The sequence below is a fragment of the Kitasatospora sp. NPDC096204 genome (assembly GCF_044763205.1).
GTDB lineage: Bacteria > Actinomycetota > Actinomycetes > Streptomycetales > Streptomycetaceae > Kitasatospora.
Genome location: NZ_JBIWFT010000014.1, coordinates 17,270 through 30,743 on the forward strand (window position 1 = coordinate 17,270; position 13,474 = coordinate 30,743).

At 71.7% G+C, this 13,474-nt stretch carries 7 protein-coding genes; 6 read left to right on the plus strand and 1 reads right to left on the minus strand.

Features of this window, described 5'->3' with window-relative positions; all coding sequences use genetic code 11:
- The first annotated feature begins 150 nt into the window (after window positions 1-150).
- Window positions 151-2,913 (plus strand): preprotein translocase subunit SecA, encoded by a 2,763-nt coding sequence (gene secA, locus ACIQ87_RS17205; RefSeq protein WP_402406994.1) that lies wholly within the window; start codon window positions 151-153, stop codon window positions 2,911-2,913.
- Between the two features lie 101 nt (window positions 2,914-3,014).
- Here secA and ACIQ87_RS17210 read toward each other — a convergent pair whose 3' ends face one another.
- Window positions 3,015-3,515 (minus strand): Rv3235 family protein, encoded by a 501-nt coding sequence (locus tag ACIQ87_RS17210; RefSeq protein ID WP_402406996.1) that lies wholly within the window; start codon window positions 3,513-3,515, stop codon window positions 3,015-3,017.
- Window positions 3,516-3,849: 334 nt separating this feature from the next.
- Between ACIQ87_RS17210 and ACIQ87_RS17215 the strand changes: the two genes are divergently transcribed.
- From ACIQ87_RS17215 to ACIQ87_RS17235, 5 genes are all read left to right on the plus strand, one after another.
- A complete protein-coding gene (locus ACIQ87_RS17215; protein ID WP_402406998.1) occupies window positions 3,850-5,007 on the plus strand; it encodes a patatin-like phospholipase family protein in 1,158 nt (385 codons plus the stop codon).
- Window positions 5,008-5,186: 179 nt separating this feature from the next.
- Entirely contained in the window at window positions 5,187-5,696 is a 510-nt protein-coding gene (locus ACIQ87_RS17220) for a DUF6912 family protein (RefSeq protein WP_402407001.1), read from the plus strand.
- A 47-nt stretch (window positions 5,697-5,743) separates the two neighbouring features.
- Window positions 5,744-6,400 (plus strand): HAD family hydrolase, encoded by a 657-nt coding sequence (locus ACIQ87_RS17225; RefSeq protein ID WP_402407004.1) that lies wholly within the window; start codon window positions 5,744-5,746, stop codon window positions 6,398-6,400.
- A gap of 139 nt (window positions 6,401-6,539) precedes the next feature.
- On the plus strand, window positions 6,540-8,165 hold the full coding sequence (gene pruA / locus ACIQ87_RS17230) for an L-glutamate gamma-semialdehyde dehydrogenase (protein WP_402407338.1): 1,626 nt from the start codon (window positions 6,540-6,542) through the stop codon (window positions 8,163-8,165).
- A gap of 285 nt (window positions 8,166-8,450) precedes the next feature.
- Complete coding sequence (locus tag ACIQ87_RS17235; RefSeq protein WP_402407007.1) at window positions 8,451-13,397, plus strand: NAD-glutamate dehydrogenase; 4,947 nt, start codon at window positions 8,451-8,453, stop codon at window positions 13,395-13,397.
- Window positions 13,398-13,474: the final 77 nt, after the last annotated feature.

Sequence of the window (13,474 nt, forward strand, 5' to 3'; positions counted from 1 at the left end):
TATCTGGCCATGTGCTCGCGAGGGTGACACGGGAATACCGTGCTGACGCACCTCCCGGGGGGTTGGACTCCTCGCATACGATGGCCCGTGCGGTGGGGTGGACCCGCCGTGCAGTCGTCCAGTGCCAATACAGGCAAGGAGCCCGCTCACGTGTCCGTCTTCGACAAGATCCTGCGCGCCGGCGAGGGCAAGATCCTTCGCAAGCTGCAGCGGATTGCCGCCCAGGTCAACTCCATCGAAGAGGACTTCGTCAACCTCACCGACGCCGAGCTGCGCGCCCTGACCGACGAGTACAGGCAGCGGCTCGCGGACGGCGAGAGCCTGGACGACATCCTCCCCGAGGCGTTCGCCACCGTCCGTGAGGCCGCCAAGCGCGTGCTCGGCCAGCGCCATTACGACGTCCAGCTGATGGGCGGCGCCGCCCTGCACTACGGGTACGTCGCCGAGATGCGCACCGGTGAGGGCAAGACCCTCGTCGGCACCCTGCCCGCGTACCTGAACGCGCTGACCGGCAAGGGCGTCCACCTGATCACCGTCAACGACTACCTCGCCGAGCGCGACTCGGAGTGGATGGGCCGGGTGCACCGCTTCCTGGGCCTCGAAGTCGGCGTGATCCTGGGCAGCATGACGCCCGCCGAGCGCAAGCGCCAGTACGGGATGGACATCACGTACGGCACCAACAACGAGTTCGGCTTCGACTACCTGCGCGACAACATGGCCTGGTCGCAGGACGAACTCGTCCAGCGCGGCCACAACTTCGCGGTCGTCGACGAGGTCGACTCGATCCTGATCGACGAGGCCCGCACCCCGCTGATCATCTCCGGCCCGGCGGACCAGGCGACCAAGTGGTACGCCGACTTCGCCAAGCTGGTGATGCGCCTGAAGATCGAGCGCGACTACGAGGTCGACGAGAAGAAGCGCACCGTCGGCATCCTCGAAGAGGGCGTCACCCGGGTCGAGGACTACCTGGGCATCGACAACCTCTACGAGTCGGTGAACACCCCGCTGGTCGGCTTCCTGAACAACGCCATCAAGGCGAAGGAGCTGTACAAGCGGGACAAGGACTACGTCGTGATGAACGGCGAGGTCATGATCGTCGACGAGCACACCGGCCGCATCCTGGCCGGGCGCCGCTACAACGAGGGCATGCACCAGGCGATCGAGGCCAAGGAGGGGGTGGAGGTCCAGAACGAGAACCAGACCCTGGCCACCATCACCCTGCAGAACTTCTTCCGCCTGTACGACAAGCTCGCGGGCATGACCGGTACCGGTACCACCGAGGCCGCCGAGTTCCACCAGATCTACAAGCTCGGCGTGGTGCCGATCCCGACCAACAAGACGCCGCTGCGCATCGACCAGCCCGACCTGATCTACAAGTCGGAGCCGGCCAAGTTCGCCGCCGTGGTCGAGGACATCGCCGAGAAGCACGAGAAGGGCCAGCCGGTGCTGGTCGGCACCGTGTCGGTCGAGAAGTCCGAGTACCTGTCGCAGGAGCTGCGCAAGCGCGGCATCCCGCACGAGGTGCTGAACGCCAAGCACCACGAGCGCGAGGCGCAGATCGTCGCGCAGGCCGGCCGCAAGGGCGCCGTCACCGTCGCCACCAACATGGCCGGCCGTGGCACCGACATCATGCTGGGCGGCAACGCCGACCACCTGGCCGCCGCCGAGCTGGCACAGCGCGGGCTGACCCCGACGGACACCCCGGAGGAGTACGAGGCCGCCTTCCCGGCCGCGCTGGAGAAGGCCAAGGCCTCGGTGAAGGCCGAGCAGGACGAGGTCAAGGAGGCCGGCGGCCTCTACGTCCTCGGCACCGAGCGGCACGAGTCCCGCCGGATCGACAACCAGCTGCGCGGCCGTTCCGGCCGTCAGGGCGACCCGGGCGAGTCCCGCTTCTACCTGTCGCTGGGCGACGACCTGATGCGCCTGTTCAAGGCCGGCATGGTCGAGCGCGTGCTCTCGATGGCGAACGTGCCCGAGGACGTGCCGATCGAGTCCAAGATGGTCACCCGCGCCATCGCCTCCGCGCAGACCCAGGTCGAGCAGCAGAACTTCGAGATCCGCAAGAACGTCCTCAAGTACGACGAGGTGCTCAACCGCCAGCGCGAGGTTATCTACGGCGAGCGCCGCCGGGTGCTGGAGGGCGAGGACCTCCAGGAGCAGGTCGGCCACTTCATGGACGACACCGTCGAGGCGTACGTCCGCGCGGCCACCGGCGAGGGCTACGAGGACGACTGGGACCTGGACAAGCTCTGGACGGCGCTCAAGCAGCTCTACCCGGTCACCCTGGACCTGGAGGAGCTGGAGGACGAGGCCGGCGGCCGGGCCGGGCTGACCCCCGAGCTCCTGATCAAGTCCATCCAGGAGGACATCCAGGCGCAGTACGGCGCCCGCGAGGACCAGCTGGGCGAGGAGATCATGCGCGAGCTGGAGCGCCGGGTCGTGCTGTCGGTGCTGGACCGCCGCTGGCGCGAGCACCTCTACGAGATGGACTACCTCCAGGAGGGCATCGGCCTGCGGGCCATGGCGCAGCGCGACCCGCTGGTCGAGTACCAGCGCGAGGGCTTCGACATGTTCACCGCGATGATGGAGGGCATCAAGGAGGAGTCCGTCGGCTACCTGTTCAACCTGGAGGTCCAGGTCGAGCAGCAGGTCGAGGAGGTCCCGGTCGAGGACGCCCAGGTGGTGCTCGACAAGCTGGAGAAGGACGCCGCCCGCCCGGAGATCAAGGCCAAGGGCCTGGAGGCCCCGAAGCCGCAGCGGCTGCACTACACGGCCCCCTCGGACGAGGTCGGCGGCGGTGTCATCGAGGGCGACTTCGAGGACCTCGCGCCGGAGGACGAGGGTGACGGGCTGACCCGCGCCGAGCGCCGCAAGGCCGCCAAGTCGGCCAAGGGCCGCCGCCGCAAGGGCTGAGCCGGCCGCCGGACACCCGTCAGGACGCCACGCAGGGCGCCGTTCCCGGACCGGGACGGCGCCCTGCGCCGTTCCGTACCGACGGTGGTGCGACGGCGTGCTCACCGGGCCTCCACGGCGGTGCACTGCCACTGCCCGGCCGGGCCGCGCTGCTCCAGCCGGAAGGCCACCATGTGGTGCCGCCGGCCGAGGTCGACCCGCACGCAGGCCTCGACCGCGTCCGGTGAGGGCGAGCGGTCGTGCACCGGCCCGAGCCGGGGCCGGTCGGCGGGGCCGCCGCGGCGCAGAGCGCCGGCCCGGACCAGCGAGGCGAGCTGCCCGTAGCCGGCCAGGCTGGTGTGCCGCATCAGCTGGCCGGAGGGCCGGGCGCCGGTGAGCACCTCGACCAGCCGGTGGGCGAAGCGGGCGGCCAGCGCGCCGGGGTCGGGCCCGGGCGCGCCGGTGCAGGCGGCGCGCGGGTGGCGCGGCCGACGGCCGGCCGGGTCGCAGCCGGCGGCGCCGCGCGGTCGGCGGTGCGGGCGGGCGGTGAGCCGGGCGTCGAGGCCGGAGCCGGGGTGGGAGGTGGGCTGGGCGCTGGGCTGGGCGGTGCAGCGGACGGTCACGGTGGTGGCTCCTCGACTGGGTGGTGCGGGTACGGACGGGATCAGGCTGGGGGCGTCCCGGGCGCCGCGGCAACGGGTTTCCGGGCCGGTGGGGCGGGCTTTCGAATTCACCTATCCGGGTGAGGCGGCCAGTGCGGCGACGGGGCGGACCGGGCGTCCGCGGGCGCCCGGTTGACGTGCGGGAACGGCCCGTACGGTCCTAAAGGGGACGCTCCGGCTGGGCGGACCGGGTGGCGGCGCCCGGCCGCCGCATTGCGCCGTACCGGCCCGGCGCGCACCATCGGAGCCTGACCGGGAGCGGACGGCCGGACTCCCACGACGAGGGGCGGCCGGTATGACGACACGGGTGACGCCGGCCCCGGCGGCCGCGGGCACCGTCCCGCCCGCCGCGGGGGCTCCCCGGTACGGCCTGGTGCTGGGCGGCGGCGGGATGCTCGGCGCGGCCTGGACGGTCGGCGCGCTGTGCGCCGTCGAGGAGGCCACCGGGCGGCAGCCCGGCGGGGCCGAGGTCCTGCTCGGCACCTCGGCGGGCGCGGTCCTCGCCGCGATGCTGGCCGGCGGTGTCCGGCCCGAGCAGCTGCGCGACCACCAGCACGGCCTGCCGATCACCGAGGGCCCGCTGGCCGGGGCGGCCTTCGACTACGACACCGCCGTCGGCGGCGCGCTGCCGCCCCGCCCCCGGGCCGGGATCGGCTCGCCCGGCCTGCTGTGCGACGCCGTCCGGCACCCGCGCGAGTACCCGCTGCTGACCATGGTCTCGGCCGTCGCGCCGCACGGCCGCGGCTCGCTGGCGTCGGTCGGCGAGCTGGTGCGCGGCCTGGTCGGCCCCGACGGCGCGCCCGGCGGGGACGGGCCCCCGGAGTCCGGCGACGGGGGGTCGCCACTGCGGGCGGTGGCCGTGGACTACCGCCGCGGTCGCCGGGTGGTCTTCGGCGATCCGGGCGCCCCGGCCGTCCCGATGCCCGACGCCGTGATGGCCTCCTGCGCGATCCCCGGCTGGTTCGCGCCGGTGCGGCTGGACGGCTCGGCGTACGTGGACGGCGGCTGCTGGTCCGCCACCAACGCCGACCTGATGCTCGGCCGGGGGCTGGACGAGGTGTACGTGCTCGCCCCGATGGCCCTGCGGCTGGACCGCGGGGCGGGGCGGGCCGCCCGGCAGGAGCAGGAGCAGGAGCGGAGCCAGGGCCGGGGGCCGGGCGGGGAGGGACGGCTCGGGCCCGGCCGCGACACCCTGGCCGCCCTGCGCGAGTGGCGCGCCCGGGACCGCCCGCGCGGTGTGCTCGCCCAGCTGGTGAGCCGCTACCGCCACGCCGTCACCCGCCAGCTGCTGCGCGAGGCCGCGCTGCTGCGGGCCGAGGGCGTCCGGGTGCGGCTGCTCGCGCCGACCCTGGCGGACCTCGCGGTGATGGGCCCGAACATGATGGACCCGGCCCGCCGCGGGGCCGTCCTGGAGAGCGCCCTGAGCAGCAGCCGGGAGGCGCTCCGGGCCTGAGGGCCTGTCTCCTGGACCCCGGCCGGGGCCGCGACGAAATCCGAGAGGCAGACCCGGCAGTGAGCGTCCGCCCCGGACCGGAGGTGATCACGGGCGTCCCGGCGGCGCTTATTCTTGGGGCGCTGGAGAATCTGTGCCCGCTGGACGAACCCCGCTGGACGAACCGGAGAGTGCCACCGATGCGCGTGTACGTGCCCACCACCCTGACCGGCCTGGCGGCGGCGCACGAGGGCGGCGCCCTGGAGCAGACCGCCGCGTACGCGGTGACGCCCGCGCTGCGCGAGTGGTACGTCAGCGACGACCTGGAGGAGCTGGAGTACGCGGCACTGAACCGGGCCGCGCAGTCCTCGCTGCGGCTGCTGGCCGCCGACCCGCAGGCCCCGTGCCGCCGGGTCGTGGTGGCGCTGGACGTGGCCGACGCGTCGGTGCGGCCCTTCCCGGGTGACGAGTACCGGGACCAGGCCTCGCTCGGCCGGGTGGTGCTGGCCGGCCCGGTGCGGCTGGCCAAGGCGGCCGCGGTGCACGCCGACGTGGCCGACGACGAGGTGGTCACGGACGTCGCCGCGGCGGTGGCCGCGGTGGCCGCGGCCGACGCGGGCGACCAGGACGCCCAGTTCACCGTGGACGGCGCCGAGGACCACGACCTGCTCTGGTACGCGACCCAGGAGATCCCCGCCCTGCTCGCGTGAGTTCCGCCCTACCGGCGTGTCGCCCGTCCGGGTTACTGTTTCACTCCGTGCACACTCACATCGTTTGGGACTGGAACGGCACGCTCTTCCACGACATGGAGGCCGTGCTCGGGGCGAGCAACGCCGCGTTCGCGACCATCGGCATCGGGCCGATGAGCCTCCAGGAGTACCGCGAGCAGTACGAGATCCCGATCCCCCGCTTCTACCAGCGCCTGCTCGGCCGGATGCCGTCCACGGAGGAGTGGCTGCGGCTCGACGACGCGTTCCACGACTGCTACCGGGAGCTCAGCCGGGCCTGCGGGCTGACCGAGGGCGTGCGCGAGCTGCTGGACGGCTGGCGGGACGCGGGCAACAGCCAGTCGCTGCTGTCGATGTACGAGCACGAGAGGCTGGTGCCGCTGGTCGACACCTTCGGCCTGAGCGGCGGGTTCCTGCGGGTGGACGGCCGCAGCGGCCCGTCCGGCGGCCAGAAGGCGGAGCACCTGACCCGGCACCTGGCCGCGCTCGGCGAGCGGGTGGACCCGGCCCGTACGGTGCTGATCGGCGACGCCGCGGACGACGCCCTGGCGGCGCTGGCCGCGGGCGCCCACGCGGTGCTCTACACCGGCGGTTCGCACACCAGGGAGAAGCTGGAGCCGGTCGGCGTCCCGGTGGTGGACAGCCTGGCCGAGGCCGTGGAGCTGGCCGGCCGGATCAGCGGCTGAGCGCGCGGGGCGTGCCCGGGGACGGCGGACGTGGCGGGCGCCACGTCCGCCGTCCGCGTGTCTGAGCGGGCGGATCGGGCCCCGGCTGGTCAGGCTGGTGTCACACCCGACCAGCCGCCAGGACGGAGCCGCCATGCCCATCGACGCAGTCACCGAGGTACCGGTCCCGGTCAACGAGCCGGTGCGGGCGTACGCGCCCGGCAGTCCGGCGCGGGACCGGCTGGTGCGACGGCTGGACGAGCTGTCCGCCGAGCAGGTCCCGCTGCCGATGACCATCGGCGGCGAGCAGCGCTTCGGCGGCGGCGAGCGGATCGACGTCGTCCAGCCGCACCACCACGCCGCCAAGCTGGGCGTGCTCGGCAACGCCACCCGGGAGGACGCCCGGGCGGCGGTGGACGCGGCGCTGGCCGCCGGGCGGCAGTGGCGCTCGCTCTCCTTCGACGACCGCGCGGCGGTCTTCCTGCGCGCCGCCGACCTGCTGGCCGGCCCGTGGCGGGAGACGCTCAACGCGGCCACCATGCTCGGCCAGTCCAAGACCGCGCAGCAGGCCGAGATCGACTCCGCCTGCGAGCTGATCGACTTCTGGCGGTTCAACGTCCACTTCGCCCGGCAGATCCTGGCCGACCAGCCGATCTCCTCGCCCGGCGTGTGGAACCGCACCGACCACCGCCCGCTGGAAGGTTTCGTCTACGCGATCACCCCGTTCAACTTCACCGCGATCGCCGGCAACCTGCCCACCGCCCCCGCGCTGCTGGGCAACACCGTGGTCTGGAAGCCCGCGCCGACCCAGACCCTGGCCGCGTACCACCTGATGCGGCTGCTGGAGGCGGCCGGGCTGCCGCCCGGGGTGATCAACATGGTGACCGGCGACGGCCTCCAGGTCTCCCCGGTCGCGCTGGCCGACCCGGCGTTCGCCGGACTGCACTTCACGGGTTCCACGGCCACCTTCCGGTCCCTGTGGCAGACCATCGGCGCCAACATCGGCGGCTACCGCGCGTACCCGAGGATCGTCGGCGAGACCGGCGGCAAGGACTTCCTGCTGGCCCACCGCTCGGCCGACCCGGAGATCCTCAGGACCGCGCTGATCCGCGGCGCCTTCGAGTACCAGGGCCAGAAGTGCTCGGCGCTCTCCCGGGCCTACCTGCCGCGCAGCCTCTGGCAGAGGATCAAGGACGACTTCCTGGCCGAGGTGGACGCGCTCGCGGTGGGCGACGTGACCGACCTGTCCAACTTCATGGGCGCCCTGATCGACCGCCGCGCCTTCGAGAAGAACCGGGACGCCATCGAGCGGGCGAAGGCCGATCCGACGATCGAACTGGCGGCCGGCGGGCAGTACGACGACGCGATCGGCTGGTTCGTCCGGCCGACCGTGCTGGTCTCCTCCGACCACCGCGGCGAGATCTTCCGGACCGAGTACTTCGGCCCGATCCTCGCCGTGCACGTCTACGAGGACTCCCGCTGGGACGACGTGCTCCGCCGGGTCGACGCCGGAGCCCCGTACGGGCTGACCGGCTCGGTGATCGCGCAGGATCGTTACGCCATCGCCCAGGCCGTCGAGGAGCTGCGCTTCACCGCGGGGAACTTCTACATCAACGACAAGCCCACCGGGGCCGTCGTCGGCCAGCAGCCCTTCGGCGGCGGCCGGGCCTCCGGCACCAACGACAAGGCGGGCGCCGCGCAGAACCTGCTGCGCTGGACCTCGGCGAGGTCGATCAAGGAGACCTTCGTGCCTCCCACCCACCACGGACACCCCCACATGGGCTGAGAGTGAACATCAGGCTCCGGTTTGGACATGCTGTCCAGGACGGACGCGACTTCCTGTGGGTTTGCGCCTACCTGTCCCTGTCCACCTTCGATTGATTTGGTTAGGCTGGCTGGCGTCGTCGGGTGGCTTGCAAGGCGAATGAGTCGTCTTACCCGCTGGGCGGGCGTTTCATGCGTGCCATGAGCCCCTTTCAGTCGGATGGTGCGGCAGGATTGCGGTGACCCGTCGGTGTACATCCACACACCACCGAGTCACGCAACGGCGCGCGACAGGAGCCAAGAAGTCATGCAGACCAAGCTGGACGCAGCCAAGGCCGAACTGCTCAAGAAGGCAGTCGCAGCCGCTGAGAACAGCCAGGTGGGGGGAGCGGCGCCGGGGGAGGGTCTGAGCAACGGCGCTCTGACCGCGTACCTGCACCACTACTACCTCCACACCGCGCCGGAGGACCTGGTCGACCGCGACCCGGTCGACGTGTACGGCGCGGCCGCCTCCCACTACCGCCTGGGCCTCAAGCGCCCGCAGGGCACCGCCGAGGTGCGGGTGCACACCCCCTCGGTCGAGGAGAACGGCTGGTCCTGCGGCCACACCGTGGTCGAGGTCGTCACCGACGACATGCCCTTCCTGGTCGACTCCGTCACCAACGAGCTGTCCCGCCAGGACCGCGCGATCCACATCGTGATCCACCCCCAGCTGGTCGTCCGCCGTGACATCACCGGCAAGCTGCTGGAGATCCTGGACGTCGACGCCTGCTCCCGTAGCCAGGCCGCCGGCACCGAGTGGCCGGCCGACGCGAGCGTCGAGTCGTGGATGCACATCGAGATCGACCGCGAGACCGACCGCGAGGACCTGCGTTCCATCGAGGCCGACCTGCGCCGCGTGCTCGGCGACGTCCGCGAGGTCGTCGAGGACTGGGGCAAGATGCGCGAGAGCGCCCTGCGCCTGGCCGACGAGCTGGCCGAGGAGCCCCCGGCCGGCCTGCCCGAGCAGGAGGTCGGCGAGGCCTGGGAGCTGATGCGCTGGCTCGCCGACGACCACTTCACCTTCCTCGGCTACCGCGAGTACGACCTGGTCGAGCACGAGGGCGAGGAGGTCCTCAAGGCCGTCGCCGGGACCGGCCTCGGCATCCTGCGCTCCGACCCGCACAGCCACGACGACGCCCACCACGCGGTCAGCGAGGCCTTCGGCCGGCTCTCCGCGCCGGTGCGCGCCAAGGCCCACGAGAAGAAGCTGCTCGTCCTGACCAAGGCCAACAGCCGTGCCACCGTGCACCGCCCGGCCTACCTGGACTACGTCGGCGTGAAGAAGTTCAACGCCGCCGGCGAGCCGATCGGCGAGCGCCGCTTCCTCGGCCTGTTCTCCTCCGCCGCCTACACCGAGTCGGTCACCCGCATCCCGGTCGTGCGCCGCAAGGTCCAGGCGGTCCTGGAGGAGTCCGGCTTCTCCAGCGAGAGCCACGACGGCCGCGACCTGCTCCAGATCATGGAGACCTTCCCGCGGGACGAGATCTTCCAGACCCCGGCCTCCGAGCTGCTCTCCATCGCGACGAGCGTGCTCTACCTCCAGGAGCGCCGCAAGCTGCGGCTCTTCCTGCGCCAGGACGAGTACGGGCGCTACTTCTCGGCCTTCATCTACCTGCCGCGCGACCGCTACACCACGCGCATCCGGCTGCTGATCACCGACATCCTCAAGGCGGAGCTGAACGGCGCCACCATCGACTACACGGTGTACGCCACCGAGTCGGTGCTGACCCGTCTGCACTTCGTGGTCCGGGTCGCCCCGGGCACCGAGCTGCCGCAGCTCACCGAGACGGACATCGAGCGCATCGAGAACCGCCTGGCCGAGGCCGCCCGGTTCTGGATGGACGGCTTCCACGACCAGCTGCACATCGAGCTGGGCGAGGAGAAGGCCGCCGAGCTCGGCCACAAGTACGCCAACGCCTTCCCCGACGGCTACCGCGCCGACTTCCCGCCGCGCACCGCCGTCGCCGACATCAAGCAGATCGAGTCGCTGCACGGCGAGGGCGACTTCCGACTGAACCTGTACCAGCCGGTCGGCGCCGGCGACGACGAGCGCCGCTTCAAGATCTACCGGGTCGGCGGCCCGATCTCGCTCACCGAGGTCCTGCCGGTGCTCCAGCGCCTGGGCGTCGAGGTGCTGGACGAGCACCCGTACGCGCTGCGCCGCTCCGACGGCACCACCGCGTGGGTCTACGACTTCGGCCTGAAGCTGCGCGAGGCCACCGGGCTCACCGACGAGGCCCGCGAGCGCTTCCAGGAGACCTTCGCCGCCACCTGGACCGGCAAGGCCGAGAACGACGGCTTCAACGAGCTGGTGCTGACCGCCGGGCTGACCTGGCGCCAGGCGATGATGCTGCGCGCGTACGCCAAGTACCTGCGCCAGGCGGGCTCCACGTTCTCCCAGGACTACATGGAGGACGCGCTCCGCAACAACACCCACACCACCCGCCTGCTGGTCAACCTGTTCGAGGCCCGGCTGAGCCCGAGCCACCGTTCGGGTGCCCTGGAGCTGACCGAGGGCATCCTGGAGGAGCTGTCCGGCGCCCTCGACGAGGTCGTCTCGCTGGACGAGGACCGCATCCTGCGCTCCTTCCTGCACCTCATCAAGGCCACCCTGCGGACCAACTTCTTCCAGCGCGCGGCCTCCGGCGACTGGCACTCCTACGTGTCGATGAAGTTCGACCCGAAGGCCATCCCGGACCTGCCGGCCCCGCGTCCGGCGTTCGAGATCTGGGTCTACTCGCCCCAGGTCGAGGGCGTCCACCTGCGCTTCGGCAAGGTCGCCCGCGGCGGTCTGCGCTGGTCCGACCGGCGCGAGGACTTCCGCACCGAGATCCTGGGCCTGGTCAAGGCGCAGATGGTCAAGAACACCGTCATCGTCCCGGTCGGCGCCAAGGGCGGCTTCGTCGCCAAGCAGCTGCCGGACCCGTCGGTCGACCGCGACGCGTGGCTGGCCGAGGGCGTCTCCTCGTACAAGACCTTCATCTCGGCGCTGCTCGACATCACCGACAACCTGGTCGGCGGCGAGGTCGTGCACCCGGCCGACGTGGTCCGCCACGACGAGGACGACACCTACCTGGTCGTCGCCGCCGACAAGGGCACCGCGACCTTCTCGGACATCGCCAACGGCGTCGCCGAGTCCTACGGCTTCTGGCTGGGCGACGCGTTCGCCTCCGGCGGCTCGGCCGGCTACGACCACAAGGGCATGGGCATCACCGCCCGCGGCGCCTGGGAGTCGGTCAAGCGCAACTTCCGCGAGCTCGGCGTCGACACCCAGTCCGAGGACTTCACCGTCATCGGCATCGGCGACATGTCCGGCGACGTCTTCGGCAACGGCATGCTGCTCAGCGAGCACATCCGCCTGGTCGCCGCCTTCGACCACCGCCACATCTTCCTCGACCCGAACCCGGACGCGGCCGTCTCGTACGCCGAGCGCCGCCGTCTGTTCGACCTGCCGCGCAGCTCCTGGGACGACTACGACAGGTCGCTGATCTCGGCCGGCGGCGGGGTGTACCCCCGCTCCGCGAAGTCGATCCAGCTGACCCCGCAGGTCCGGGCGGCCCTGGGCGTCGAGGCGACCAAGCTGACCCCGGCCGAGCTGATGCGGGCGGTGCTCCAGGCCCCGGTCGACCTGTTCTGGAACGGCGGCATCGGCACCTACGTCAAGGCCTCCACCGAGACCAACGCCGAGGTCGGTGACAAGTCCAACGACGCCATCCGCGTCAACGGCGAGCAGGTCCGGGCCCGGGTCATCGGCGAGGGCGGCAACCTCGGCTGCACCCAGCTCGGCCGCATCGAGTACGCGGCCACCGGCGGCCCCGAGGGCGCCGGCGGCTGGATCGACACCGACGCGATCGACAACTCCGCCGGTGTGGACACCTCGGACCACGAGGTCAACATCAAGATCCTGCTCAACCAGGTCGTCGCCGAGGGCGACATGACGGTCAAGCAGCGCAACGCCCTGCTGGCCGAGATGACCGACGAGGTCGGCCACCTGGTGCTGCGCAACAACTACGCGCAGAACGTGGTGCTGGCCAACGCCGTCTCCCAGGCGCACAGCATGGTCAACGTGCACGCCCGGATGATCAACCGCTTCGAGTCGGCCGGCCAGCTGGACCGCGCGCTGGAGTTCCTGCCCACCGAGCGCCAGATCCGTGAGCGCCAGCAGAACGGCCGCGGCCTCTCGCAGCCCGAGATGTCCGTCCTGCTCGCCTACACCAAGATCATCCTGGCCGAGGAGCTGCTCGCCACCGAGCTGCCGGACGACCCGTTCTTCCGCGCCTCGCTGCACGAGTACTTCCCGAGCGCGCTGCGGGCGACGTTCGCCGACGCGATCGACAACCACGCGCTGCGCCGCGAGATCGTCACCACGCTGATCGTCAACGATACGATCAACCGCGGTGGTTGCACCTTCGCCTTCCGCCTGAAGGAGGAGACCGGCGCGACCTACGAGGAGATCGCCCGGACGCACACCGCCGCGCGGGCCGTCTTCGACCTGGAGCAGATCTGGGCCGAGATCGAGGACCTGGACAACAAGGTCCCGGCCCGGGTCCAGACCAAGATGCGGCTGCACTCGCGGCGCCTGGTCGAGCGCGCCACCCGGTGGATGCTCAACAACCGCCGCCAGCCGCTCGACATCGCCGGCACCATCGAGTTCTTCCACGACCGGGTCAACCAGGTCTGGGCCTCGCTGCCCAAGCCGCTGCGCGGCGAGGACCTGGCCTGGTTCGAGTCGGTGTACGACGAGCTCGCCGGGGCCGGGGTGCCGGAGGAGCTGGCCACCCGGATCGCCGGCCTCTCCTCGGTCTTCCCGACCCTGGACATCGCCGAGGTCGCGGACCGCTCCGGCAAGGACGTCGCCGAGGTCGCGGACCTCTACTACGACCTGGGCGACCGGCTCCAGATCTCGCACCTGCTCGACCGCATCATCGAGCTGCCCCGCACCGACCGCTGGTCGTCGATGGCCCGGGCCGCGATCCGCGAGGACCTCTTCGCGGCGCACGCGGCGCTGACCGCCGACATCCTGGCCTGCGGCGCCGAGGGTGCCACCCCGGAGGAGCGGTACAACGCCTGGGCCGAGCTCAACGCGACCCTGCTGAACCGCGCCCGGACCACCCTCGACGACATAAGGGGTTCGGACAACTACGAGCTGTCCAGCCTCTCGGTCGCGATGCGCGTCATCCGCACCCTGCTGCGCACCGGTTCGATGCGCTGACGAACGGCTGCACCGAAGGGGCCCGCGTCCACGGACGCGGGCCCCTTCCGCATGTGCGGCTCCGGAAAGCGGGCGCG

Excerpts from the sequence above, each read along its gene's own strand:
- ACIQ87_RS17220 (WP_402407001.1), top strand. The coding sequence starts at position 5,187 with ATGCGCGTGTACGTGCCCACCACCCTGACCGGCCTGGCGGCGGCGCAC.
- ACIQ87_RS17235 (WP_402407007.1), top strand. The coding sequence starts at position 8,451 with ATGCAGACCAAGCTGGACGCAGCCAAGGCCGAACTGCTCAAGAAGGCA.
- ACIQ87_RS17215 (WP_402406998.1), top strand. The coding sequence starts at position 3,850 with ATGACGACACGGGTGACGCCGGCCCCGGCGGCCGCGGGCACCGTCCCG.